At 37.6% G+C, this 23,904-nt stretch carries 28 protein-coding genes and 2 pseudogenes; 10 read left to right on the forward strand and 20 right to left on the reverse strand.

The window, feature by feature from the left end:
- Positions 1 to 8 precede the first annotated feature (8 nt).
- The 15 genes and pseudogenes from ACZZ95_RS21345 to ACZZ95_RS21415 all read right to left on the reverse strand — a co-directional run bounded on the left by ACZZ95_RS21345 (position 9) and on the right by ACZZ95_RS21415 (position 11,635).
- Complete coding sequence (locus tag ACZZ95_RS21345) at positions 9 to 641, reverse strand: TerB family tellurite resistance protein (RefSeq protein ID WP_463470572.1); 633 nt, start codon at positions 639 to 641, stop codon at positions 9 to 11.
- Between the two features lie 10 nt (positions 642 to 651).
- The gene (locus ACZZ95_RS21350) at positions 652 to 840 is read right to left on the reverse strand and encodes a hypothetical protein (protein ID WP_463470573.1); all 189 of its coding nucleotides are present in this window, start codon (positions 838 to 840) and stop codon (positions 652 to 654) included.
- 13 nt (positions 841 to 853) lie between these two features.
- Complete coding sequence (locus ACZZ95_RS21355; RefSeq protein ID WP_463470574.1) at positions 854 to 1,267, reverse strand: hypothetical protein; 414 nt, start codon at positions 1,265 to 1,267, stop codon at positions 854 to 856.
- 14 nt (positions 1,268 to 1,281) lie between these two features.
- A pseudogene (locus ACZZ95_RS21360) lies at positions 1,282 to 1,966 on the reverse strand (conjugal transfer protein TraI).
- 51 nt (positions 1,967 to 2,017) lie between these two features.
- Positions 2,018 to 4,467: pseudogene (locus tag ACZZ95_RS21365) on the reverse strand (TraG family conjugative transposon ATPase).
- Positions 4,468 to 4,498: 31 nt separating this feature from the next.
- On the reverse strand, positions 4,499 to 4,810 hold the full coding sequence (locus tag ACZZ95_RS21370; RefSeq protein ID WP_463470575.1) for a DUF4133 domain-containing protein: 312 nt from the start codon (positions 4,808 to 4,810) through the stop codon (positions 4,499 to 4,501).
- Entirely contained in the window at positions 4,810 to 5,148 is a 339-nt protein-coding gene (locus ACZZ95_RS21375; protein WP_463470576.1) for a DUF4134 domain-containing protein, read from the reverse strand. Before ACZZ95_RS21375 ends, ACZZ95_RS21370 begins: the two co-directional genes overlap by 1 nt.
- 180 nt (positions 5,149 to 5,328) lie before the next feature.
- Complete coding sequence (locus tag ACZZ95_RS21380) at positions 5,329 to 5,715, reverse strand: hypothetical protein (protein ID WP_463470577.1); 387 nt, start codon at positions 5,713 to 5,715, stop codon at positions 5,329 to 5,331.
- Between the two features lie 971 nt (positions 5,716 to 6,686).
- Positions 6,687 to 7,340 (reverse strand): hypothetical protein, encoded by a 654-nt coding sequence (locus tag ACZZ95_RS21385; RefSeq protein WP_463470578.1) that lies wholly within the window; start codon positions 7,338 to 7,340, stop codon positions 6,687 to 6,689.
- 208 nt (positions 7,341 to 7,548) lie between these two features.
- Positions 7,549 to 7,737: a hypothetical protein gene (locus ACZZ95_RS21390; RefSeq protein WP_463470579.1), complete on the reverse strand. Its 189-nt coding sequence runs from the start codon at positions 7,735 to 7,737 to the stop codon at positions 7,549 to 7,551.
- Positions 7,738 to 8,141: 404 nt separating this feature from the next.
- The gene (locus ACZZ95_RS21395; RefSeq protein WP_463470580.1) at positions 8,142 to 8,342 is read right to left on the reverse strand and encodes a YqaE/Pmp3 family membrane protein; all 201 of its coding nucleotides are present in this window, start codon (positions 8,340 to 8,342) and stop codon (positions 8,142 to 8,144) included.
- Positions 8,343 to 8,496: 154 nt separating this feature from the next.
- Positions 8,497 to 9,675: a hypothetical protein gene (locus ACZZ95_RS21400; RefSeq protein ID WP_463470581.1), complete on the reverse strand. Its 1,179-nt coding sequence runs from the start codon at positions 9,673 to 9,675 to the stop codon at positions 8,497 to 8,499.
- A 19-nt stretch (positions 9,676 to 9,694) separates the two neighbouring features.
- Positions 9,695 to 10,495, reverse strand: a complete 801-nt coding sequence (locus ACZZ95_RS21405) for a helix-turn-helix domain-containing protein (RefSeq protein WP_463470582.1) — start codon at positions 10,493 to 10,495, stop codon at positions 9,695 to 9,697.
- Between the two features lie 350 nt (positions 10,496 to 10,845).
- The gene (locus tag ACZZ95_RS21410; protein WP_463470583.1) at positions 10,846 to 11,043 is read right to left on the reverse strand and encodes a hypothetical protein; all 198 of its coding nucleotides are present in this window, start codon (positions 11,041 to 11,043) and stop codon (positions 10,846 to 10,848) included.
- An 88-nt stretch (positions 11,044 to 11,131) separates the two neighbouring features.
- Positions 11,132 to 11,635, reverse strand: a complete 504-nt coding sequence (locus tag ACZZ95_RS21415; RefSeq protein ID WP_463470584.1) for a hypothetical protein — start codon at positions 11,633 to 11,635, stop codon at positions 11,132 to 11,134.
- A 245-nt stretch (positions 11,636 to 11,880) separates the two neighbouring features.
- On the opposite strand from ACZZ95_RS21415, the gene ACZZ95_RS21420 reads away from it, so the two are divergent.
- The 3 genes from ACZZ95_RS21420 to ACZZ95_RS21430 all read left to right on the forward strand — a co-directional run bounded on the left by ACZZ95_RS21420 (position 11,881) and on the right by ACZZ95_RS21430 (position 13,834).
- Entirely contained in the window at positions 11,881 to 13,323 is a 1,443-nt protein-coding gene (locus ACZZ95_RS21420) for a helix-turn-helix domain-containing protein (protein ID WP_463470585.1), read from the forward strand.
- A 25-nt stretch (positions 13,324 to 13,348) separates the two neighbouring features.
- Positions 13,349 to 13,579, forward strand: coding sequence for a hypothetical protein (locus ACZZ95_RS21425; RefSeq protein WP_463470586.1), 231 nt, complete (start codon positions 13,349 to 13,351; stop codon positions 13,577 to 13,579).
- A gap of 78 nt (positions 13,580 to 13,657) precedes the next feature.
- Positions 13,658 to 13,834, forward strand: a complete 177-nt coding sequence (locus ACZZ95_RS21430; protein ID WP_463470587.1) for a histone H1 — start codon at positions 13,658 to 13,660, stop codon at positions 13,832 to 13,834.
- A gap of 120 nt (positions 13,835 to 13,954) precedes the next feature.
- Here ACZZ95_RS21430 and ACZZ95_RS21435 read toward each other — a convergent pair whose 3' ends face one another.
- A complete protein-coding gene (locus tag ACZZ95_RS21435) occupies positions 13,955 to 14,272 on the reverse strand; it encodes a hypothetical protein (RefSeq protein ID WP_463470588.1) in 318 nt (105 codons plus the stop codon).
- A 522-nt stretch (positions 14,273 to 14,794) separates the two neighbouring features.
- Here ACZZ95_RS21435 and ACZZ95_RS21440 point away from each other — a divergent pair.
- The 7 genes from ACZZ95_RS21440 (at position 14,795) to ACZZ95_RS21470 (ending at position 21,897) form a co-directional block, all read left to right on the forward strand.
- Positions 14,795 to 16,996, forward strand: coding sequence for a SusC/RagA family TonB-linked outer membrane protein (locus ACZZ95_RS21440; RefSeq protein WP_463470589.1), 2,202 nt, complete (start codon positions 14,795 to 14,797; stop codon positions 16,994 to 16,996).
- A gap of 106 nt (positions 16,997 to 17,102) precedes the next feature.
- Positions 17,103 to 17,831 (forward strand): hypothetical protein, encoded by a 729-nt coding sequence (locus tag ACZZ95_RS21445; protein WP_463470590.1) that lies wholly within the window; start codon positions 17,103 to 17,105, stop codon positions 17,829 to 17,831.
- Between the two features lie 2 nt (positions 17,832 to 17,833).
- On the forward strand, positions 17,834 to 18,124 hold the full coding sequence (locus ACZZ95_RS21450; protein WP_463470591.1) for a hypothetical protein: 291 nt from the start codon (positions 17,834 to 17,836) through the stop codon (positions 18,122 to 18,124).
- Positions 18,108 to 19,103 (forward strand): RagB/SusD family nutrient uptake outer membrane protein, encoded by a 996-nt coding sequence (locus ACZZ95_RS21455; protein WP_463470592.1) that lies wholly within the window; start codon positions 18,108 to 18,110, stop codon positions 19,101 to 19,103. Before ACZZ95_RS21450 ends, ACZZ95_RS21455 begins: the two co-directional genes overlap by 17 nt.
- Before the next feature lie 143 nt (positions 19,104 to 19,246).
- Positions 19,247 to 20,266 (forward strand): hypothetical protein, encoded by a 1,020-nt coding sequence (locus ACZZ95_RS21460; protein WP_463470593.1) that lies wholly within the window; start codon positions 19,247 to 19,249, stop codon positions 20,264 to 20,266.
- Complete coding sequence (locus ACZZ95_RS21465; protein ID WP_463470594.1) at positions 20,184 to 21,509, forward strand: S9 family peptidase; 1,326 nt, start codon at positions 20,184 to 20,186, stop codon at positions 21,507 to 21,509. Before ACZZ95_RS21460 ends, ACZZ95_RS21465 begins: the two co-directional genes overlap by 83 nt.
- 22 nt (positions 21,510 to 21,531) lie before the next feature.
- Positions 21,532 to 21,897, forward strand: a complete 366-nt coding sequence (locus tag ACZZ95_RS21470; protein ID WP_463471735.1) for an alpha/beta hydrolase family protein — start codon at positions 21,532 to 21,534, stop codon at positions 21,895 to 21,897.
- A 72-nt stretch (positions 21,898 to 21,969) separates the two neighbouring features.
- Here the strand turns inward: ACZZ95_RS21470 and ACZZ95_RS21475 are convergent, their stop codons facing one another.
- The 4 genes from ACZZ95_RS21475 to ACZZ95_RS21490 form a co-directional block, all read right to left on the reverse strand.
- Complete coding sequence (locus tag ACZZ95_RS21475) at positions 21,970 to 22,233, reverse strand: hypothetical protein (protein WP_463470595.1); 264 nt, start codon at positions 22,231 to 22,233, stop codon at positions 21,970 to 21,972.
- Between the two features lie 86 nt (positions 22,234 to 22,319).
- Positions 22,320 to 22,586: a hypothetical protein gene (locus ACZZ95_RS21480; protein WP_463470596.1), complete on the reverse strand. Its 267-nt coding sequence runs from the start codon at positions 22,584 to 22,586 to the stop codon at positions 22,320 to 22,322.
- Complete coding sequence (locus tag ACZZ95_RS21485) at positions 22,559 to 22,828, reverse strand: hypothetical protein (RefSeq protein WP_463470597.1); 270 nt, start codon at positions 22,826 to 22,828, stop codon at positions 22,559 to 22,561. Before ACZZ95_RS21485 ends, ACZZ95_RS21480 begins: the two co-directional genes overlap by 28 nt.
- Entirely contained in the window at positions 22,818 to 23,807 is a 990-nt protein-coding gene (locus ACZZ95_RS21490) for a MauE/DoxX family redox-associated membrane protein (protein WP_463471736.1), read from the reverse strand. The genes ACZZ95_RS21485 and ACZZ95_RS21490 overlap by 11 nt, the downstream gene beginning before the upstream one ends.
- Positions 23,808 to 23,904 lie beyond the last annotated feature (97 nt).

The following is a 23,904-nucleotide window of genomic DNA, read 5'->3' on the forward strand; positions in this document are numbered from 1 at the left end:
CCATCCTTTTAGTCTTTTAATTCCTGAAAAGATCTCGAAGCATATACCTCTGCTGTCTCCTTGGCTCTCTGGAGCACCAGCACGCTGGATTCCCGATTGAAAGTGCGAAGGAATAACAGTTTGTCCTGCATCTGCAGATAAATGTTATCCACGGCCTGGAGCCGTTCATCATCAGACATCCTGAGCTTGTCGGCGGTGACCACCATCAGAAGCTCATCAAGATTGCGCAGGCTCTGGCTTAAAAGATTCGCATACACCCTCTCAAAATAACTGATCTCCTGCACTGAAAAACTCCCTGACTTAAAACGCCTGAGTCCACTTTTACTTTCCCTGACCAATTGGATCTGAAAATCTGCTATCTCCGCCACTCTTTTATAATTCTTCACCGCAGGGCTGACCTGCATCAGGGCATCTAAAAAAGTTTTATGCAGACTGAAATTACCTTCGGACATATCCTTAACGGCTTTGTATCCTCCCGAGAGCAGATCATAGCCCTTTTTCATATCACTTAAAATCTTCTTAAACTGGGACAGCTTTTCAATGTTTAAAAGCAACTGCTGGATCTCCGCGGACTGTGCCCCTGCCTTGCTGGTAAAACATCCAAAACCAATAAGCATTATAATCATCACTATCTTTTTCATCTCTTTCCCTTTATAATCCGTAAATACCATTCAAATCCCTGGAATCTTTTCTCTCTCCTGCTTTTGAAATCCAAAGCGACCTGGCTTCCTTACTAAAAGCCATACAGAAATTATAATCCGTAAGCATCATTTCATGAAGCGCATCAATACGCGCTATACGCTCATTATCCTTAAGTTCCACTTTGGAATCGCTTGTCATGACCAGCAGTTCATCAAGGGTCCTGTTTGCAATTCTCAAGCAGTCTTTCAAATGACCGCGCTATGTAATCCAGTTCACTGCCGTGAAACAGGTCACTGCCCTTAAGATCGGTGTAGGTCTTTCTGCAGGCTTTCATAATCTGAAACTGCAAAGCAATAATCTCACCTGTCTTCCAATACTTCTGAACTTTAGGATTAATCTTCATAAGAGAAGTAAAATAATCTCCGTGCAGTTTCACTTCCCCTCTCTTGGCATCTCCAATAAAATGCAGGCCTTTGGATACCGCCGAGTATCCTTTCCTGGCATAATCCATATACACCTGAAGCGCCCCAATCTGAAGCAGGAGCTCCTTTCGTCGCTTGGCCTGCGATAAAACGGCCTGCTGAAAAAACAGCAGTACCATCAAAACTAAAATCACTTTTTTCATGCTATTTCCCTGTATTATGGAATTCCGTAAAATTGTTTGACCTGATTTACATCAGCGACAGTCTTTGCCCTTTGCAGGCTCAGCAGTACATGCTCGCTGGTTGAACAAAATCAAATCATCGTAATTCGAATCAATCTGATCTGTCGCTTTGTTTATAATCTCCAGCCTTTTCAGATCACTCATCTGGGTGGTAAAAGAATCCAGTATCAAAAAGATCTGATCAATATTCTTCAGGCTTTCTTCCAGTATGCCCGAATACACCTTTTCCATATACTGAATCTCATTACCGCTAAAGTGAGGATCCTGCTGAAAAAGCTTCCAGGCTCTCTCGTACTGGGCAACCAGCCGGGTCTGCTTCCGGGTAATTTCTTTTATCCTCTGGTAGTAGGTTATAATTGATTTTACTTTCGAAAGCTCTTCATAATAGCCCCTGTACAATTCTTTCTGCTTCTGGGTCCAGTCTGAGATTTCATCAAGCTTTAATTTCGAGAGCACATTCTCTACCTGCTTCTGTGCATTCTGAAGCCAGATGGTTTTATTCTGCAGTTTCTGAATCCGGAGATCAATAGCCTTGATTACTTTTTTGGTTACCGTTTTTACGATTTCCAAAATGGGAATCACTGCCTTACTATTGGCTGGTCTTGCCGGCGTACCAGCCAGCGACAGACAGACCAAACTGATAACAATTTTCCTTTTCATATTCACTTCTTTTTTTTAAAAAAAACTCCTTACTTACCATTTCTTATCTCATCAGCCAGTGCTTGCGATGCCTTTTTTAATATCACCGCCAAACTTCGCGGCATAGGCATTCATCTTCACTTTCTCGCTTTCCTCAGTGGTATAAACCAGATATTCTTCGAGCGACACTTCAACACGGTAAACTTTGGATAACATACTGCCCAACGAAATAAATACTTCCTTGTATTTCTTATCGGGATCATTGGCTTTGTTAACCGATAATACCAATGCTTTTTCTTTCTCGGTAAGCCCCAATAGTTCCTGGATCTGGTCAAACTTATTCTGGTATTTGCTCTGATCCAGAAGGATCTTGCAGTCGCTGTTATTGATGATAGCCTGCTTGACTACAGGGGAAGAAATAATATCTTCCACCTCCTGGGTTACTACTATAGCCTCCCCAAAGAACTTACGCACGGTCTTAAATAAATACTTAATATAATCGGACATACCCTCCTTAGCAATAGCCTTCCAAGCCTCTTCAATTAAAATCATTTTACGAATGCCCTTGAGCTTTCTCATCTTGCTGATAAACACCTCCATGATGATAATGGTCACCACTGGAAAAAGAATTGGATGGTCTTTGATATTATCAAGCTCAAACACAATAAACCTTTCCTGCAAGCAGATCCAGATTTTCCGTGGCATTCAGCAGGTAGTCAAATTCCCCTCCTTTGTAATACGGACGCAGTACATAAAGAAAGTTGCTCATATCAAAGTCCTTCTCCTTTACTTTATCATCCGATAAAATCGATACAAAGTCCTCTTTCAAGAATTCATAAAAACTGTCAAAACATGGAAAAATAGCACGGTCAATATCCAGCTTTTCAAAGTATAACTGCAGCCGCATTGGACAACGCCACGTATTCACTCCTGTTAAAAGTTTCATCATCTTTTTTCCACAGTGCTAAAAGAAGGGTCTTAATACTTTCTTTTTTCTCGGTATCCAGCGTATCCCCTTCTGAGATATAAAAAGGATTAAACCGGATCGGGTTCTTTTCATCATAGGTAAAGTAATACCCCTTAACCATATCGCATAAACCTTTGTAACTGTGGCCGACATCTACCAGAACGATATGGGTTCCCTGCTCGTAATAACTTCTGACCATATGATTGGTAAAAAAAGACTTACCGCTTCCAGAAGGACCTAGTATAAACTTATTGCGGTTGGTGCAGATCCCCATCTTTACCGGCTCATCACTGATATCCACATGAACGGGTTTTCCCGTCAAACGGTCTCCCAGACGAATCCCTACAGGACTCAAAGAAGAACGGTAGCCCGTCTCCATATTCAAAAAACAGACCGCCTGCTCCACAAACGTATCAAAAGTATCATTCATTGGAAAATCAGCGGCATTACCCGGCATTCCAGCCCAATAGATCTGGGGCGCCCCGACCGTTTCCTGTTTCCCTGCCGCATCCATCTGCGCGAGTGCCGAGGATACTTTGTTCTTGATATCCTTCAATTCTTCCTTACAGTCGCTCCAGGCCAGCACATTGAAATGCGCCTTAACGGGAAGGCGCCGCTGGGACACCGCTTCATTGAGAAAATCATTTGTTGCATCCCTGGCGGTCATATTGGCCCTGCTGTACGCAGACAAGGACTGCAGGCGGAGCCTTTTGCTCTCGAGCTTCTGAATGGTCTTCCGCGCATCTTCTATAAAAATATACTGATTGTAAATATGGCTACACGATAAGAGCTGTCCGAGTGTGGAAGCAAAACCCACACTGAATTTGGTCTTATAGGTGCAGTAGCGGTCATAATTAATCCTGGAACCGCACAAAGCAGGCAGATCCGCCGCATCTCCCAAAGTATAAAGCTGGCAGTGTTTATCACCTACCGAAAGTCCTTCGTCAAATTTGATATCCTTAAAAACAAAGGATTCGTCCTGCTCGGAAAGAAAGCAGTACTTTTCAATCAGCCCCATACTTCGGCTCTCACTGGAAAGCTGACTGCCCGGCACCCTGGAAAGCTTCACAAAACCGCTGTCTTCCATGATTCTTTTAAACTGCCCCGTACAGTCTATAAAGTCCTGCACTAAATTTACTTTTAAAGTCTGTTCAGGCACCAGATTACTTCTAATAAGGCTGGAAAACAGCGAGCTGGAATTTTTCCTGCCCGAAGGTTTCTTGGTCAGCATGATATAACAGGAATGCTCCAGAAATGGCCTCTCATTAAAAAACCGCTCACTGCTCCGCGTTAAAAAACTGCTGTCAGCACTTGAAAAATCTGCCTTATACCCTTTTTCTAAAAACCAGTCCTGCTTGTGAAATACACAATGTTTGGGAAGCACTTTTAAAGCCTTAATCCAGCACTGGTGAAAAGCTTCATAATCCTGATCCGACAAGGTAAAAATCTCCGGCGACTCTGCCTTAAATACCACGGTTATATCTCCCTGCTTTGACACTATACAATTATGCTCCACTGCCATAATCGGCAGTACATCTTCCATCCTCTTCTCCATCTCCCTTTTTTTACTAAATAACGACCTACAGCTATATCTTTACAAATACAGCCCTGCTGTTCACCTTAATGCATTTTGGAAGTCGCTTGAACGCAAGCGCTTTCATCATACCATGCTCACCATACTGATTGCTCATTCGATATATTTTAAATACCAGAAAACCTCCCGAAACTCCAATTACAAATACACACAAAAGCGACGGCAGACCAATGATATAGAGCACGGCAAACAGAATTAAAAGCCCTACAACACCGCCGCCTAAATACCAGATATACTGCGCTTTTAACCCCTTGAATTCAATGCTTTGATTAATACCTTTATTAATCGAGTAAACACTTACCATTATACGCCGAAGAACGATTTAATCACCGTAGCCACCACTACTAAAAACACACAGCTTCCAAACCAGGTCGCCGCTACTTTACCTGTATCGGGATCCCCTGCATTCCATTTCTGGTATACTTTCACAGCCCCGATAAGCCCCAGAATAGCTCCCACGGCATACATCAGTTCAGTTCCCGCATCAAAATAACTTCGAACCTTCTGATTGGCTTCATTAATCCCGGCCACACCATCCTGACTGTAAAGAGCAGTACTAAAAAACAAACCCAGCACTAACGAAGCACCTACTCGCTTTATCCTTCTCCAAAAACTCTTTAATTTCCAATTCCATTTTTTCATTTCCATTATTTTTATTAAATTGTTACTTGAATAAAAGCAGAGAAATACCGCTGTTTCAAACTCTATCTCCTTGTCACTTCCGCCATACCGCACTAGACTGAACAGGGGATATTCCTCTGCTTATTTTTTTAATCTTCTTCCTCCCACAAACTGTCCATCTCCGATAAAGTCAACAGCAGTTCAGGATATTTTGCACTTTCCAAAACCACAAGTGAATTGATTTTCCCGCGAAGCGCAGACTGCTTCACAAACGGATATTCCAAAAGGATAAAGCGGATGTAATTCTTGAATGTCTGCCTTGGATAATCCTCCAGCATCACTTTCAGTAAATACCGTTAAAAGCTTATCATACAATTCCTCTGCGTCTTCCAGTGTACTGAAAGATTCCTTGAATTCAGAAAACGGACCTGAGGAAAACTGCTCTTCCCCAGAAGAAGTTCCGATCTTCCTTTTAAAAAGATCCTGCACATTTTTCCTGTAGTATTTAAAAATAAGAAAACCGTACCACACCAAAACGAAAAGCCCTAAAGCAGTCAGGTAACTGCTCCATGAAATAGTTGAAAGCATAATTATTTGTTTAAAGATTAAACACCAGATCTAAATCATAAATACATTATGATTTTATTACACCACAAAGAAACAGCAGATACATTCCTGCTACAAGTACAACTTATGCTGTACCTTTCTGTACCTCCTTGCCATAAAGTGTAGATTTGTATTCAAAATTTTATAATCCCTAATACGCTAAATGGTTTTGTAATGCATTCTTTAATAAATCCAATCACTGTAACTATAACAAACTAAGCAGTCATAATTCAACTTCTCTTGGCGCCCCATTATTTTTTTATTTCTATCGTAACTGCTAAATTATGTATACTCGAAACTCTTAAAAATTTGACAATCTCAACTTTCTTGAAAAATAAAAACTTCTGTAATTACTCATTTTTGATTGAACTGATTTTTTTCTACTCCTGCGCCTTCAATCTGTATGATGTTATTAAAAGACACTGTAACTTATTGCCCTGTTTTTCTTTCCTGTGTGCATACATCATCTGTCAGAGATAATATCCTTGAAGCTTGTACCACAGAGCTGAATACTATAAAACCACGACCTTAAATTATAGTGCCTACTCATAAATAATTTATTTGTTAGATACTACTTTATATTTTGCGTTGATTAAAGCCGGAAGCGTACAGAAAAAATCTAGAGGTAAGGATTAAAGATACCTTCCAAATAGTTTCGATATATCAGACTTTAGATCATAAAAAAAGGAGGATTAAAAAATTTTAAACCTCCTTTGATAATTCTTGGCAATTTGCCGATGTTATACTACATTTCCTCTGGTATTGTCAAGTAAAAATATTTAAATTGCGAATTTTCATTCTAGAAAAACAGCAAATATATCACACAACTATTTATCAAAACTATCGGAATTTTAGTTGATTCAATGGTTCCTGTAAAGACCTTATAGTTCTTTTTTTTGAGTGCCTCAATTCTTTTCCTTACAATTACTGAATTATCTTTAAGATTGGCCAGATCATTTTGTAGTAATTATTGGAACTTTATTTGATGTGATCTTGTCATAATAAGGCAGATAACCTAGTTTTATAATAGAATCCAGTTTTGTTTTTTCTATTAATTTTTCTGTTATATTTTTTTGCATTTGATATTCAATTTGCAATTCATATTTTTTTCCTTTTTCTAGAATGTATTTATTGCTTAAATTATAATTATATGGATATAGTAAACTGAAAGGAATTTTTAGAAATTTAATTTCCCCTTTTTTTATTATAATTTTGTTTTTTAACAAAATATAATCTGCCAGAAAATTATTAGCAACAGTAATTTCATTTTGATTCCATTGTTCTTCCTTTCTATCAAAAAACTCTTTTTTGTAAATTCCGCCATCCAATTTTGGCTGAATTAATTTATCATCTTCATATATTTTACATGATATTAAAACGCTTTTATTCAGCTTATAGTTTCCAAACGAATAACCGTAGACTCTACTGGTATCTAGTGTGAGGAAATAATCCGTATCAGTATTATTTTTGATCATTACGTTTAAAACAGAGTCTTTATCTCTGTAAGGACGTATTCTTAACGAAATATTATCTTGCCCTGAGGTGTGACAGCTCAGGGCAAGATTTAAGATTATAACTGATATTAATAATTTTACTGTTTTTAACATTATCTACTTGTTTCTGTATGTTCTGATACTACTTTCCATTTCCTCGTAACTTGGTGATCCTCCCCATTGCATTTCCCAATAGTGGGATTTATATTCGGCGATTGCAGTAGCTCGAATAGGGTCGTAATGTTTTTCCCATCTGTCATATGCACCAGAATTAAAATAATAATAATAATAATAATAATAATAATAATAATAGTGATTTAATTCATGTCATATTGTTGCTTGCTAAAGTATGCCAATTACGAAGAGCACTTCTGCTTATGTTTATATTGCTTGCACGAACTCCTCCATCGCTATTAAGATATGGAATTGTTTCACCAAGTGCAGGCATGCCATTTTTAGATATTATTTTATCTTTTAAAACAAAAATAGGACTATCTGTCTGCTCCATCATTCTAGGAAACATATCCCATGCAAAACCTCCCAATCAAAACGTAAAAAATGTTGCTGAAACTATTATCATTTATTGAATAAATAAGATGAAAAGAATCACAGTTAACTGATTATCAAATCAATTAATATTTCTTAATTTTAGCAAGCAACTATTAAAGCTTAGTTAAAAATTTCGAGGCCAAATAAACAAAAAAAATAATAATTTCTTTTACGGGTTTCCTCATTTTGAATTATTAAAAAATTAAAAAAAACTAGAAATGAGTTTGAAGCAATATCAGTATTCAATTGAACATCTTACTTTATTATAAATTAAGATCATCATGTAATAAAACTATAAATTAAAAAGCTCCTGAAAGTCGAAATACTTTTAGGAGCTTTATAAAATTAAAAAATATAAAATTGTTTTTATCTTGTCCGCATTGCTTTAATCAAGCGTGAATTACGCCTGTCCGCTCGGGAATTCTGAAGGGACACCACAGCCCAGATGGCGACAGGTATCCAGCCGATAAGTGTGGCCTGCAGGATCAGACACAGCAGGGCTGTTAATATCTTTCCTCTTAAAAGAAAAGACAGAGAAGGGAAAAATATTGCAATAAGAGTCATCATACTTCTTTATTTATAGTTTATCGTTATCCAGTGATCGCACCAGAAACAGCTGGATAGTTTGCCATTCACTAAAGTTTTAATTCCAGCACTTTAAATATTAGACTATCCTCCAGTGTTTTTGTTTCAATCCAAATCAAAAAAAATTATACAAAGTTCAATACGACCTTATTTTTTTAATCATTTTCTCCAAGGTCAATATAGCCGTGTTCTTGTCTGTTTCCTCCGCATTATAGGATTTGCTCCTCACCGACTGATACGACAAATCCCTTTTAAAAGCAGTGGACAGATGAGGTACTATCCTTTGGAAAACAAGACTCATCGATCTGGATTTCACCACGCGCGCCTCATCGGTCGCCCTTAGGATAATTCCGATCTGATCGGCCGACAAATCACACTCGAGTTTATTTTCCACTGTCCCTTTAGAAGCTAAAGCGTCACTGCGTTCCATTTTCTTTTCCAGATACAGCATCTCATATTTAAGCCACTGCTCAAGCACCAATTTAAGATGCTGTGCCGCAGGATTAAAAGTGATCGTATAATTGGAATCAATCTGTCCCAGTTCTTTAGAGTAATAAGACAACGTATTGAATTTCTGCTCCACTCCCTCTGCTACATCAAGCTTACTAATCAGCCTTTCTTTAAGCAGGTTTACATACAGAGCGCTGTTAAAATTCAAACTGATCAGCAAACGGTCAAAAGCTGAAAACACAGCTGGAGCATTTTCTGAATGTTCCAGACTCAGCACACTTTTCAAAAGCATTCTCTCATACCCAAGCTGGCGGAAAGTTACCCTGCTGTTGGTATCACAAAGCCCTGCATTAGATAGCTCCTCAATTACAATCCCTAAAACAATCTGGTCCTGCTCACTCTCACATTTGCTTTTTTTTAATTTTTTCAGCTTCAGTTCAAGCTCATTTCGAGACACCATCAGATAGGTTATCGGAACCCTTTCGTCAAGACTTAAATAGTTAGAATAACGATTCTCCAAAAAAGACAGCAGTTCGTCCAGACAGCTGATAATGAGTTCAGCAGTCTCTGGCAGACCTGCGGCCTCAAATGCGGCAGTTTTACGGTTATCCACTAGCGCATCCAATAGAAAAATTAAAGAGGAATGGTACTTTCGAATCAGAAGACGGATCTCCCTTTTCTTTCGAAGGGAGAATATTTCATTTTTAATTCGAATCTGAATCCTCCCGGATTCCTTCACTGCATTTTCTGAAATAACTGCCAGATCAGTTTCTGACAATCGGCTGATAGCTGTTCTATTGGGATTAAGATGCTCCAATATCAAATTATCCAGCCATTCTAAAGGATAGGTTTTTCTCATCATCATTTTCATATTTTCATGGTAGTTAATAACCGAGGCTAACGATTCTTAAATCTCTGGGCAGTTTTCGAACGATACTCCGAGGGGGTGCAGGACATAGCTTTTTTAAAAAGATGCCGAAGGCGGTGGGACTACTGAACTCAAGATCTTCTGCAATTTCAGAAATGCTGTAATTAGAATCTTCCAGCATTTGCAACGCTTCAGCAAGGACTGCTTCACTTATCATCTTTTTGGCAGTCTTTCCCAGTGCTTCCTTCACCGCTCTGTTCAAATATTCCGGTGCAATATAAAGTGCCCCAGCATAAAATTTCACATTATGATGTTTGCGGCAGTGAATAGATAAAACAGTTAAAAACTGCGCAGTCACTGCCTCAGCTTTTGATACATACAGCCCCGATGAAGTAATATATCTGGAATAAATATATTTGAGTTCAAAATACAGCAGATCAGAACTTAATCGTCGCAGTTCCAACTCAAAATCACCTGCCAGACGGTTCTGCCCTTCAGCATATAGCGACCTGCAGATTAAAGACAGTACCTGATAATCAATGGAATCAAGACTGATTTTTACAGGCTTATTTCCATAGAGAGAGATTAAGTCACTCAACTTATTGTGTCTAGATCCGTGAATTTCTTTAGCAGAGGGAAATGTAATTAAAAAGAACTGGAGCTTATCTCCTGCTTCTATCAGCTTGCAGACTAATTTTTCAGGCGACATTACTAAATCATAAGGCTCCATATCAAGAACACTTTCACCAAGCTGTATTTTAAATCTTCCAGACCTCATCAGCAGTGCTCGCAGGATGATAAAGATTAAACTTTTCATCTGCAGGAGTTGTAGCAATGTACTTTTTAACCCTGTAAACTGCGGCTCCCAAAAAAGAAAGCTTATTCACCTCGTTGTTAATCAAATCTTTCAGCATAGATTCGTCTAATTGATAGACAGCCTAAAAGAAACTGCGTCTGTTAATTGTTAAACCTGTTTTTTACGGCAATATAGAACAGTCCATAAAGATTAAGGAGCATTGTTATATAAAGCAGATAAAAGGTAAACCTGGCATGTATGTTTAGCATAGTGTCAGCACTTCCCTCAAATATGAAAAGAGCTACAATAAAAACCAGACTAAACAGATTAAAAAATACCAGCAAGACATATAAAACAGTCGGCAGTTTCATTTAAACTATCATTATTATAATTTTTAAATAATCTTGTACAGCAGCCGCAATTATTGAGACAATCGGCATTTCATTGGTTTCAAAGAAAGGCTTTACAGTCTTGCCTCCAACATTGGTTTCCCAATCCCTGTCTTTACGTTCATCAGCAGAATAAAGTGAATATCTTGAAATAGATGCTACCGTGAGGATCGTCTCCATTTCTTCAGATGAAAAAGCGTTATCATTCAGTACTTCCTGCTCATAATCCGTTATGTAGTCATAAGTTATGCGGAATTCGTCCTGCCTCTTAACTGTAAGATGCCTGCAGAAAGCTGATCAGGTTATTCTTTGCATAGACCTGCAGTACACTATTCTGGACAATTGAGATCATGCTGTTATCAGGATCTTCCATTATGGATTCTACGATTTCGTCGGAAAATGGTATTAACCGACCAGTCTGGTTTACTTTATTAAATATCTTTTCAGAAAGATACCTGATCTGATCCGAAAGCTCCGACACGGAATTTGGGGTCTGATGATCTTGATAATAAAAATGCGACTCTTCATAAATTTCTTTTCCTTTGGAATCAAAGGGATTAGAAGTATTAGCTGGATACTGAACTTCCTTGATACCTCTTTCAGCAGAAAGATTAGTCGCAGTTTTAAAATCTTCCTCAATAGAACACGAAACAAAAAAAACAGAATTGATAATGCATAATAAAATGGTTTTCATGATTGGAATGGTTTGAAGGTGAATAGGAATATCTTCCCAGTTCATTTCATCCGGATAAGCAGAACTTTTATCCGGCACCCTGCCGGACATTTTGCTTTTGAATTCAATTCAAAACTATTCCGTTTCAAAATCTCCCGCAACCTTATATCTGCGGATTTTCGAGATTTATAGTATGGATTTTCGAGAAATCCATAGTACTTTTTCTGTCAATAATCATTTATTATCCAATCGTTTATGTTATTTTTATATTAATTTAAAGTAAAACAATTCATACAGCTTTAAATTAGAAGTTCCCAGTGTAAACTTCCATTAATGCCATACCAATGAATAGAAAGAATCTACTTTTATTACTTCTGCTGTTTTCTTATTCGGCCTCTTCGCAAAAAAACAATTATAAGATACCAGATTCACTAAAGAAAAAGAACTACGAATATCTGGATGATAAAATTTATGATTTCAGAAAAGACAGCATTCAGGCATCCGTATATGCATATGCCCTTCTTCACAAAGCCAAATCAGAGCTGAACTGGAAGGAAATTATAAACGGCTATCAAAACCTGTCGCATTTATCCCCGCAAAAGCTTCGTATTGCATATGCCGACAGCATGATCTATGCCGCTAAAAAATCAAATGATAATGAACTTATCGGAAGTTCCTATCTCAGTAAGGGAATTGTGTATTACCATCAGAGAATTAATCACCAGGCAATGGATAATTATCTCACCGCAAACAGCTATATCTCAAAAACCAGCAATCAATACTTAATTCATAAAGTAAAATACAGCATTGCCCAGACTAAATTCTATATCGGCTTTTACGATGAGGCTGTATCGCTTCTGCAGGAGTGTATCGAATATTACAAAGAACAAAACCCGAGGCCTTATCTGAATTCGCCGCACTCCCTTGGACTCTGTTACAACAAACTTGGCAATTACGGCAGATGTTCGGAAATAAACGCACTTGGAATATCAGAAAGCATACGGCTGAAAATTCAAGAAATGATTCCTTATTTCATTCACTCAGAAGGCATCAATGAATATTTTAAAAAGAATTACGGAGCATCCATCAAAAATATTGAATCTTCCATTGATGCTATTAAAGAAAATAATGACCACGCCAATGAAGAAATCGGATATTTTTATATCGGCAGAAGCTACTGGTCACTTAATCAGAAAGAGAAAGCAATTCCCTATTTCCAGCTGGTAGATAAAATTTTCAATGAGAAAAAAATACTCAGACCCGATTTAAGACAGGCTTTTGAATTACTGATCAATTACTATAAAACAAAAAAAGATTCAAATAAGCACCTGTACTATGTCGATCAGCTTCTTAAGGCGGATACCCTGCTGACAGAAACCAATAAATACATCATAGGAAAAATCCACAAGCAGTATGATACCAAAGAGCTTCTTTTAGAAAAGGAAAGAATTAAACTGGATAATGAGAAAATGACGGCACAACTGCACTGGGAGAGAAATTATGACTGGATATTTTCAGGGGTTATTTTACTGCTGTTTACTGCATTCTTTGCAGTAACCTACCACTACCAGAAAATTCGGAAAAAATATAAAAAGAATTATCAATTGCATAAGGAACAAAATCATAAAGATAAAGATAACTCAAAAGTCGCAATAGAGAAAGTTCCCATCGAAAATATAAATTCTGAAACCGTTGCTCTACTTTTAAAACATTTTGAAAATTTCGAAAAGAATAAAATGTTCTTAGAAAAAGACTGGAATCTCAGCAGACTTATCTTCAGCCTTTAACACAAACCCAAAGTATGTCTCCATCATGCTGGAGAATTTCAGAACCAAAGGCATAAATGAATATATACATGGACTTCGCATTGACTATATCGTTAATCTTCTTCAGACAGAATCCAAATTCAAACATTACACTTACGAAGCACTGGCAAATGAAGCCGGCTTCAGCACCACGGAACGATTTAAAAAAGCATTTTTAGCCAAAATGGGATTCTCTCCCTCCTACCTCATCAATAAGCTTAAAAAAGAAAAGGCATAATTCCTTTCTTCAAAATAACACTAGGATTTGATTTTTAACTTTTTACTTTTGCGCCGTAATTTAAAAAAACAGAAAACCATGAAAGATTTAATCGTAAAAATCAATGCCGAAATTGAAACCTTCAAAACAGAATCTGAATCATTATCAGAAAAAGGAGTTAAAGTCGCTGGAGCAAGAGCACGTAAATCTTCTTTAGAAATTGAAAAACTTTTAAAAGAGTTTAGAAAAGTTTCTATTGAGGAATCCAAAAAATAAGATATTTAAAACTATAAAATCCCATTTGAAATGGGATTTTATTTAAATAATACCTTGTAAGTTTTTAAATATATCAATTAAAAAAAGTTTTAAAAAAAGGCTACTTTATTATACTTGAAATTAATTCTTAAAATTGGATTTAAAATCTAAAATTTCTTTATCTTCTATTTCGTCAAAAAATGTAGCGAAATCTTTAATCTTGAAACCCATTGCATTAATTATTCCAAACAAAGTAAAAGAATTTGCGCTGGTCCTAGCGTTAAAAATATCAGAAACGGTGGCTTTTCTAACATCAACTATAGACGCAATCTTGTTATAACTGTCACCTAAATATTCTTCATGACTTTGTACTACTGAATTACTTTTACTTTTATTTAAAAGCTTATTCAGACTTATTGCAACTTTGATTTTAGTAATATTTTGGTTTTCATCTTTCACCCTTGCAATTAAAAATAAAAAAAAATATTAATCGGTACGTTTTGGCGTACCGATTAATATTTGTATCTTTGCAATCTATTATCTATTAATCTTAGATTAATTTTATAATTTTGCGATTCTTCATATAAAAACATTTGAAGCATTCGCTTTGAATCTCGCTTTTGAAAACTGGTAATTTTTAACGGGGACGAGATGATAAGTAAGATGCTCACGTCCTATGGCGTGGGCTCGCTTATTGTTCCCCGGTATACCAGTACCTCAAAGGCAGTAAGTTGAGTTTCACGCCTTTTTTATCTTCAAAACTCTCTTAATTTATTCTTAGTGATTACTTTCTGTTTTTAAGTTTTGCTTCTTGAAGTTAAATCTTTAAAATATTTATGAGTATGGTATAAATAACTTCTTTTAATTATGTTTATTAAGCAGTTTACTTAATGCATAAAAAATGGCCCTCTATTTCGTCGCCAAACAACCATAGAGGACCTTAGCTAATCAAATCATATTTAACTAACCAATCCCAATATTATGAATAATTTTTCATTTTACAAGGATGGAAAAGCTCTTTATTGCCTAATTTTTACTGGCATTCTATTGACTTTTTCATCTTCATTTGCCAATACTTTTAAAAGGCATTCCAATATTTACTATCAACTGCAAGATCAGGTTCAAGGCACAATCAATGATGGATCTATCCCCCTCCCTGGTGTTTCAATTTCAGTTAAAGGCAGAACAAACTTATCCGCCATATCTGATTACAACGGTCAGTTTTCAATTAATGCATCTTCGATCGATACTCTTATTGTATCCTTTATTGGATTTAAAAAAGCTGTTGTACCTGTAGCAGGAAGAATTAAAATCCATATATCCCTCAACTACGATACTACAACTCTGCAAGAAGTAAAAATCAATGCAGGTTATTATTCCGTGAAAGAAAGTGAACGTACAGGTAGCATAGCGCGTATTACTTCCAAAGATATAGAGGTACAGCCGGTTACCAATGTACTTGCAACAATGCAGGGACGAATGGCGGGAGTTTCAATAACCCAGACTTCCGGTATGCCTGGCAGTGGATTTGATATAAAAATCCGAGGACAGAACAGTCTGCGAACAGATGCCAACTCACCTCTGTATATTATAGACGGTGTACCATATTCTTCGGATCCTGTAGGATATAACCAGACCGCTACAGCATTTCCTGCACTCACTAGCCCTATAAATAATATCAATCCCGATACAATTGAAAGTATTGAAATTTTAAAAGATGCCGACGCCACTGCTATTTACGGTTCACGCGGCGCTAACGGAGTAGTACTTATCACTACAAAAAAAGGAAAAGAAGGCAGAACCAGTTTTAATATAAAAGCTTCAACCGGCTCGGGAACTGTCACAAAATTCATGAAATTAATGAACACAGAACAATATCTGAAAATGCGCAGGCAGGCTTTTGTTAATGATGGTATTCAAAACTACCCAGTCCGTGCCTACGATATAAACGGCACTTGGGATCAAAACCGTCATACAGACTGGCAAAAAGAATTTATAGGTGGCACTTCCCTGTTCACAGATCTGCAGGCAGGCTTAACTGGTGGTTCAGATCGCACTCAGTTTGTATTAAACAGTAGTTTTCATACTGAGTCCACCGTCTTTCCTGGTGACTTTCTTTATAAAAAAGGAGGGCTACAATTTAGTATCAGTCATAAATCTGAAGACAATAAATTTAAGCTGATTTTCTCGGCTGGCTATAATATACAGGACAACAATCAGCCAGCGTATGATCTCACTTCTAATTCTAGAAGCCTGCCTCCAAATGCGCCGGCACTATATGATTCATCAGGAAATTTAAACTGGGCCAATGGGACCTGGCTGAACCCCCTGCGCTATCTGCCTGCAGATTTTAATGCTAAGTCGAATGATCTCACAGCAAGCACAATACTTTCCTATGAAATAGTTCCATCACTAAATTTCAAAAGCAACTTCGGATTCACGGATCTAAAACATCGAGAAACCCGCACCAATCCTCATACAGTAAACAATCCCGCATTTAATCTTACTAGTGCAAATTCCAGTATTTACTACAATGATACCAATCGTCAGTCTTGGATAATTGAACCGCGACTGAGCTGGGATAAAGAATTTTCCTTTGGTAAATTTGGCATACTAACAGGAGCCACATTTCAGAATCAGACTACTACGAAGCTATATCAATTTGGAACAGGATTCAGTTCTAATGACTTAATTTATGACCTTGCTTCAGCGACATCTGTTCGTATTCTGTTCAGTGATAAAACGCTCTACAAATATCAGGCATTCTTTGGAAGAATGAACTACAGCTGGAAAGACCGTTATATTTTTAACCTTACAGGAAGACGGGATGGGTCAAGCCGTTTTGGGCCTGGAAACCAGTTTGCGACTTTTGGAGCAAGAGGATTTGCATGGCTCTTTACAAAAGAAAAATTTCTTAGTAATGCTTCATGGCTGAGTTTTGGTAAACTTCGAGCAAGTTACGGAACGACTGGAAATGACCAGATCGGCGATTACCAATTTTTAGATACCTACAGTTCTTCAGGACTATCCTATGATTCGAACACTGGATCGAGGCCTTCAAGACTGTTCAATCCTAATTTCAGCTGGGAGATAAATAAAAAAATGGAAACAGCATTAGAAACAGGCTTTTTCCAAGATAGGATATTTCTGACTGCGTACCTGGTATCAAAACCGTTCTTCTAATCAGCTTGTTGGTATTCCTCTTCCCGGCACGACAGGCTTTACTTCGATACAGGCAAATTTAGAGGCACAAGTTCAGAATAGAGGCTGGGAATTTACGCTGAGAACTGTGAACATTCAAAAAACTCAATTTAATTGGACCTCCAGCCTGAATATTACGTTTGCTGAAAATAAGTCGCTTCAATATCCTGAATTAGCCACTTCTGCATATAATCAGAAATACAGGATTGGAGAGCCGCTTAATATAATGCTTGGCTATGAATTTACAGGAATTAATTCTCAAACCGGACTTTTCACTTATAAGGATCTTAATAATGACGGCAGGATTACCTTTCCTGATGACAGGCAGACGGTCATCAATCTTAACCCAAAATATTACGGCGGAATTCAAAACCAGTTATCCTATAAAAGATTAAAACTTGACTTTCTATTCCAGTTTGTAAAACAAAATGCACTTGATTATTATATTGGATATGCAGGACAGATGCTTAACCAGCCCGAAAGATTTGCCGAAAGCTTGCCAAATTCAGGAGAAAACCCTAATTACCAGATTTACACAACTGGTACCAATAGCGCAGCAGTAACTGCTGATTTTCAGTATAGCCAGAGTACTGGTGCTGTTACAGATGCATCTTTTATACGTTTAAAAAACCTTTCTCTTACATATGAACTGCCTATCGCAATCAAAAATACAGGCTGTCGTATTTTTATTCAGGGCCAGAATCTTCTCACTTACTCATCCTATCAAGATGGAGACCCAGAATCAATAAATGCGACTTACCCTACCACCATTAAAGATCATAACAGCTGGAATACAGCTTTCATTTTAATATCCTGATTATGAAAACAAAATTCTTAAATAAGATCACAGCGGAATATATGATTCTGCTATTTAACGTTATAATTGTTTTTACAGCTATATCATGCGACTCTTTTGCTGATGTCGACCTGCCTGAATCCCAGCTGGCAAGTACAGCAGTTTTTAATGATTATCAAGTCGCCAACGCCGCAATGGCCGACATTTATATCAAAATGAGAGATAACGGCATGATCAGCGGTACTTCTCTGGGATTATCTAATCTTCTGGGCCATTACGGTGATGAGCTTACTTCTTATGCTCGCTGGTACTAATCCTGTACTTCCTTTTTATGACAATACGCCGCTAGTCGCTAATACTGCTGTAACCAATTTATGGAACAACGCTTATAATCAGATTTATGTCGCCAATGCTGTTATCGAAGGAACAGAAAAAAGTATCAGTCTTACCCAGCAGGAGAAAAAAACCTTTCAAGGAGAAGCACTGTTTGTAAGGGGTATGATCCACTTTTATCTGGTAAATCTCTTTGGAGATCTCCCATATGTCACAGAAACAGATTATAAAAAAAATAGCATCATAAAAAAATTGCCAGAAAAAGCAATATATCCTTTGATTATCAAAGATCTGGAAACTGCCGCAGAGCTTCTTGACGCACAGTATAAAAACGTGGATAGAATCCGTCCAAATCAGCTGACAGTTAAGGCAATGCTGGCAAGAGTCTATTTGTATCACATGCAGTGGGATGAAGCTTCAAATGCCGCATCTGCAGTTCTAAATGCAAACGGTCTCTTTACACTTGAAAGTAGCCTCTCTTCCGTATTTTTAAAAAATTCTAAAGAGACCATCTGGCGACTGCAACCCTCTATTGCAGGAAAGAACACCGATGAAGCTTCTATTTTTATTCTATCCAGCGGTCCTCCAGTCGCAACTGCATTGTCCGCCGCATTTGTCAACTCATTTACTGCTGGCGACCAGAGAAAAAAAAGCTGGATCGGATCCGTGTCAAATGGTTCCAGCACGTGGTATTTTGCATACAAATACAAAGAATTTAACAACACAGCTTCATCGCTGGAATACTCTAAAGTATTTCGCATAGCAGAGATGTATTTAATCCGCGCGGAAGCAAGAGCCCAGGCTGGCGATTTTATAGGTGCCAAAGAAGACCTTAACAAAATTCGTAAACGTGCAGGTTTGGCTGATACTAATGCCGTTTTAAAAGATGAAATTCTTGATGCTGTCTCTGCAGGAAAGAAGATGGGAACTTTTCACGGAGCATGGCCATCGTTTCTTTGATCTTAAGCGCACCAGAACAATTGACGCTGTGCTTTCTGCCTTTAAAAATGGATGGAATCCTGAAGATGCCTTATTTCCCATACCGCAGAATGAACTAAGTGCTAACCCAAACCTGTTACCTCAGAATAAAGGTTATTAATATTATGATAGGTCATTTATTATTTTTTAGAACGCATTCAGAAAAGAATGCAGACAGTATAAATCTAAATTCACTTTTAGTTTTATTATTTATTTTGCAGTTAGTAGCCTGTCCTCTCTGGGGACAGGCAATGCAGAAGAAACAGCTGTCCGAATCCGATTATGCATTATTTGGCGAGCTTCTGATCGAGAAGACTTCAACAGATGGAAAATGGATCAGCTATAGAATGTCATACGACAATGGAGTGGATACACTGTTTGTCAGAAACACTACGACCTTAAAAACGTATAATTTTCCGCAGGGCACATTTCCTTTGTTTGCAGGAAACAGCTTTATAATCTGTAAAGATTCCAAACAGCGCTATATACAAAATCTTGAAAGCGGTGAACGCAGTGTTTACCCCTTAAAAACAAAGATTGAATATGCCTCGGCATCCAATATCATTACGATACTTTTGAGAGAACAACAGAGCCTGCGTACGCTTGATTTAAAATCAAGCAAAACAGAGACATTCCAGAGAATAACAGACTTCGAACTAAGTCCATCCGGCCGGATGATACTGCTGTCCGCCGCTGACAATAAAAAATATGCTATTGGTTATGTAACTCTAAAAGCGACTACACCTTTAAAGTGGTTGATTCAGGACAGTGACCAACCATTCAACGGTCTAAAATGGGATGAACTGAGTGGTTCTGTATCATTCTGCAGTTTCTCTGAAAAAGATCCCAAAGATGCCTGCCTTTATTTATATATTCTGAAATCAAAAAGACTGCACGCACTTAAATCCAGCAGTCCGGCTTTTCCTTCGGGCAGAATTTTTGATAAAAATTTCACTTACCCTTTGGAGGTTTCCCCTGATCTGCGACGAGTCTTCTTCAGCCTGCGACCAAAGAAAGCCGAAGCATTAAAAAATAAGGACAGTGTTGAAATATGGAAAACAAATGATAAATGGATACATCCTCTGGAACAGTCAGCAGGCCGATTTTCTCAAAAAGTCTGCTCTGGCAGTCTGGCGACCATTTGATGGCAGTGTCGTTCAGATTACCTCTGCACAACTTCCCAAAGTAATGCTGAATGGTGATAAATCTTATGCCGTTCTCTCTAATCCGCGAGAATATGAACCACAGTTCGAAGAAAATGGATCAACAGATTTTTATCTGATGAATCTTAAAAGCGGAAAAACAGAAATCCTTTCCAAAAAGCACAGTGTTTATTATGGCGATCTTATCCCTTCTCCATCCGGCCGCTACATTGCATCCTTTAAAGATAAAAACTGGTGGATATATGATATATATCTGAAAAAGGATGTTAATATAACCAAAAGTATCGATGGTTCTTTTTCAATGAAAAGCAGAAATGAGAACAAAAACACCGCCTATGGAACTGCAGGTTGGAGTGAAGGTGAAAAATATATAATTGTTTATGATCAATTTGACATATGGCTGATAACACCTGATGGAAACAGTTTCAAAAAAATGACTGACGGCGAAAAACCGAAGATAAGATTCAGAATAAATTCGAAAGGGAGCTATGATCTTCTTACGCGTAACTATGATGGATTTAAAAGCAATATGATTAACTTAAGCGATGGCTTGATTCTTCAGGCACAGGGCCAAGACGGCAAAACAGGATTTTATTTATGGAACAGAAACTCTGGAGTCGCACCTGTTGTTTATGAAGACCAGTTTATTGATAAAATTGAGTATATAGCTGAAAAGAAATTGTTTTTTTTCCGCCAGCGGCGTTATGAGATGCCCCCAAGTATTGTAGCGAAGAAAAAAACACATCAAATCAGTTTATTTTTAAAAGCAACCCGAATCAGCAAGCAATATTATTGGGGCACGTCAGAACTTGTTACTTTCACCAACTCAAAGGGAAAAAATTTTAAAGGAATACTTTATTATCCTTCAGATTACAAAGCAGGGAAAAAATATCCTATGATTGTGCATATTTATGAAAAGCAGTCATCCAGCTATAATCATTTTATTGTTCCCACTCTTTACATGCCGGGAGGATATAATGCCGCAGTATTTTCTTCAAAAGGGTACTTTGTATTATGTCCGGACATTGAGCAAGAAACTGGAAAGGTGGGAGAAAAAGCACTTGATTTCACCATTTCAGCAGTAAAGCAGGTTATTGAGCGAGGTCTTGTACTACCTGATAAAATAGGTCTGATTGGCCATTCCTTCGGCGCGTACGAGTCCAACTACATTATAACGCAGACAGATCTTTTCTGTCGCAGCAGTATCTGGAGCCGGAGTTTCTGACCTTGGCGACTTTTATCTTAACATCGGCTGGGATTTAAATATATCTGATATGACTCGATTTGAAAGCGACCAGTGGCGGATGGGCACCAGTCTGTTTGACAATCCTGCCCTTTACACCGTAAATTCACCCATAACTCATGCCGCTAGAATCAAAACCCCAATATTAATCTGGGCAGGAAAAGCGGACTGGCATGTCAACTGGAACCAGAGTATAGAATTTTACATGGCACTCAGAAGGCTTGGCAAAACAGGAACGATGCTTTTGTATCCAAACGAAAAACATATCATTATTCAGCGTTCGAACCAAAAAGATCTGAGCAGGCATATTCATGAATGGTTTGAATATTATTTAAAAAATAAAAACGCAGCTCCTTGGATCGGCGACTGACGCCAAAGAAAATGCGTAAAACAACAGAGCAGTTCCATTGTGGAACTGCTCTTCATTTAAATCTAAAAACATTTAAGGAATATATCTGTATAAAGTTTCTAAACAGTTATTATCCTTTCCATGTGCAGTCTGCCCGTCAGCTTCACAAATGAACCCGTTGGCATCAGTCTGACAGTCCACAGGGACGTCACAAGGTTGCAAATCACTGTCAATCCATCCCTGCTTGTACGCGTCATCTTTGGCCGCACTCTGCATAGAAGTTGTTAAAAATGCACCTGAAAGACCTAAAACTGCGGCAAGTGCAAGGGGCGTGGTTTTAAAAAAATTAGTTTTCATAATAAATAAGTATTAAGGTTAACTTGATCTACTTTTTTCTACAGGTTTTCGATCTCTGTCCTGATACCGGCGCCGGTATATCTTAGTTAGTGGTTTTGTTTTATTTTTTCTTTTAAAATACCCTGCAGACTGTAAATTATAAGTTTATTTCCGACCATTACATAGAAATGAGTATCTGTAACATAAAAAGATCTTGGTTTGTCTTCATTAATGCCAAATACAGGAAAACTTAAAATATAGGCATTCTTTTCAATGTCATAAACATCAATTACAGAAGCATGCTTCCACATTGCCATATCTTCATTCTTACCTTTAATTCTGGATTCTATAAAAAGAAGATTGTTCCGCAACATGCTTTGTGCATTAACCAGCAGCTGGAGGAGCTGACCATTTTTTGTCTATTGCCGTTATTAAGGGTAGCAACTTTAATTTTAGCTTTCGAAACTGTGTCTATTGTATTTCCTCTTTTCAGTTGTCCTGTATCCCAATCGGCCGTAAAAAACTCGTTACGGTAATAGTATACATAAGCCATTCTTTGGTTATAAGCATCGTAACTAAGCATGCCGTCTGTATCGAAAATACCATTAGACTGCATCTGCAGCAAATCTGCAAAGATACGTCATTTTCACAGCATCCTGATTTCTGTATATACCAAGAATATGCGCTGAAGCCTTTCCGCTGTTGTTTCTTAGAATAAAGGATGCTGTATCCACTGGTCGAAAAATGGTAAAGCGGGGAACGGAGTCAAAACGTTTAGTAATCATCCAATCAGCTACTCTTCCATAGAAAACACAGGGCACCGTTCCGTCTGCCATATAAAAATAGTTTCCCTGCACTGTATTTCTAACAGACCTAAATGGCACGGATCTGTCCTTAAAATCTACTTTATAAGTTTTGATTGATCCGGCAGATGTATCCACGGCAGAAATCTGCAGAGGAACTGTATAATTTCCCAAGTACAGCAGGTCGTCGCGGTAACCAGCAAAATAATACGAATTATATTTTAAATCCAGCGCCCTTCTGTACAAGATTGCTCGTTTGTGGTATCTCCTCAGAAAAGGATTGCTGTGCCGCATGATTTCGTCAGAACATAAAAATAAAACAAGTACAAAAACAATTCCCAACAGCAGTGAAAAACCTATCCCTGTTCCTGCATTTATAACTTTTTTTGACTGCTGTAAATTACCCTGAAAAACTACTGCAATACCTCCCAAAACAACAAAAAACATATTAAAAATAAAATGCGTTTTCCATCCCATTTTTTCAAGTATGCCTCCACAGGAGCAGGGCACGAAAGAGCTGAAATTAAGTATGATAAAAATATAAGATGTAAACATCACCATAAGAATAAATGAACTATATAGCCCGGCCAATCTGTATTTTGAAGTTATCAATAAAGTCGCCGTAAACAGTTCTACAGCAGGAACTATGATGGTCGCCCAACCTGCAAACGCACTCAATAACGGTGACTGACCAAGTTGAATTTTAAAGTTTTCAAAGTCCAGCATTTTAGTCGCAATACTGCGTAAACAAACAGTGAAATAAAAAGAATACAGCTGATTTCGACAAATAATTCTTTACGTGGGATTTTAATCTTCATAATACAATGTTTACTTTATGAAATTGATTAACTTTCTTATAAATAAAAAAGCATAAACAAATGTAAACCAG

This window comes from Flavobacterium sp. AC267 (assembly GCF_979258715.1).

Coding starts and splice junctions, on each gene's coding strand:
- ACZZ95_RS21345 (WP_463470572.1), bottom strand. CDS start 641: ATGAAAAAGATAGTGATGATTATAATGCTTATTGGTTTTGGATGTTTT.
- ACZZ95_RS21350 (WP_463470573.1), bottom strand. CDS start 840: ATGACAAGCGATTCCAAAGTGGAACTTAAGGATAATGAGCGTATAGCG.
- ACZZ95_RS21355 (WP_463470574.1), bottom strand. CDS start 1,267: ATGAAAAAAGTGATTTTAGTTTTGATGGTACTGCTGTTTTTTCAGCAG.
- ACZZ95_RS21370 (WP_463470575.1), bottom strand. CDS start 4,810: ATGGTAAGTGTTTACTCGATTAATAAAGGTATTAATCAAAGCATTGAA.
- ACZZ95_RS21375 (WP_463470576.1), bottom strand. CDS start 5,148: ATGAAAAAATGGAATTGGAAATTAAAGAGTTTTTGGAGAAGGATAAAG.
- ACZZ95_RS21380 (WP_463470577.1), bottom strand. CDS start 5,715: ATGCTTTCAACTATTTCATGGAGCAGTTACCTGACTGCTTTAGGGCTT.
- ACZZ95_RS21385 (WP_463470578.1), bottom strand. CDS start 7,340: ATGTTAAAAACAGTAAAATTATTAATATCAGTTATAATCTTAAATCTT.
- ACZZ95_RS21390 (WP_463470579.1), bottom strand. CDS start 7,737: ATGATGGAGCAGACAGATAGTCCTATTTTTGTTTTAAAAGATAAAATA.
- ACZZ95_RS21395 (WP_463470580.1), bottom strand. CDS start 8,342: ATGATGACTCTTATTGCAATATTTTTCCCTTCTCTGTCTTTTCTTTTA.
- ACZZ95_RS21400 (WP_463470581.1), bottom strand. CDS start 9,675: ATGATGATGAGAAAAACCTATCCTTTAGAATGGCTGGATAATTTGATA.
- ACZZ95_RS21405 (WP_463470582.1), bottom strand. CDS start 10,495: ATGAAAAGTTTAATCTTTATCATCCTGCGAGCACTGCTGATGAGGTCT.
- ACZZ95_RS21410 (WP_463470583.1), bottom strand. CDS start 11,043: ATGGAGACGATCCTCACGGTAGCATCTATTTCAAGATATTCACTTTAT.
- ACZZ95_RS21420 (WP_463470585.1), top strand. CDS start 11,881: ATGAATAGAAAGAATCTACTTTTATTACTTCTGCTGTTTTCTTATTCG.
- ACZZ95_RS21425 (WP_463470586.1), top strand. CDS start 13,349: ATGCTGGAGAATTTCAGAACCAAAGGCATAAATGAATATATACATGGA.
- ACZZ95_RS21430 (WP_463470587.1), top strand. CDS start 13,658: ATGAAAGATTTAATCGTAAAAATCAATGCCGAAATTGAAACCTTCAAA.
- ACZZ95_RS21440 (WP_463470589.1), top strand. CDS start 14,795: ATGAATAATTTTTCATTTTACAAGGATGGAAAAGCTCTTTATTGCCTA.
- ACZZ95_RS21450 (WP_463470591.1), top strand. CDS start 17,834: ATGAAAACAAAATTCTTAAATAAGATCACAGCGGAATATATGATTCTG.
- ACZZ95_RS21455 (WP_463470592.1), top strand. CDS start 18,108: ATGCTCGCTGGTACTAATCCTGTACTTCCTTTTTATGACAATACGCCG.
- ACZZ95_RS21460 (WP_463470593.1), top strand. CDS start 19,247: ATGATAGGTCATTTATTATTTTTTAGAACGCATTCAGAAAAGAATGCA.
- ACZZ95_RS21465 (WP_463470594.1), top strand. CDS start 20,184: ATGATAAATGGATACATCCTCTGGAACAGTCAGCAGGCCGATTTTCTC.
- ACZZ95_RS21475 (WP_463470595.1), bottom strand. CDS start 22,233: ATGAAAACTAATTTTTTTAAAACCACGCCCCTTGCACTTGCCGCAGTT.
- ACZZ95_RS21480 (WP_463470596.1), bottom strand. CDS start 22,586: ATGTTGCGGAACAATCTTCTTTTTATAGAATCCAGAATTAAAGGTAAG.
- ACZZ95_RS21485 (WP_463470597.1), bottom strand. CDS start 22,828: ATGCAGTCTAATGGTATTTTCGATACAGACGGCATGCTTAGTTACGAT.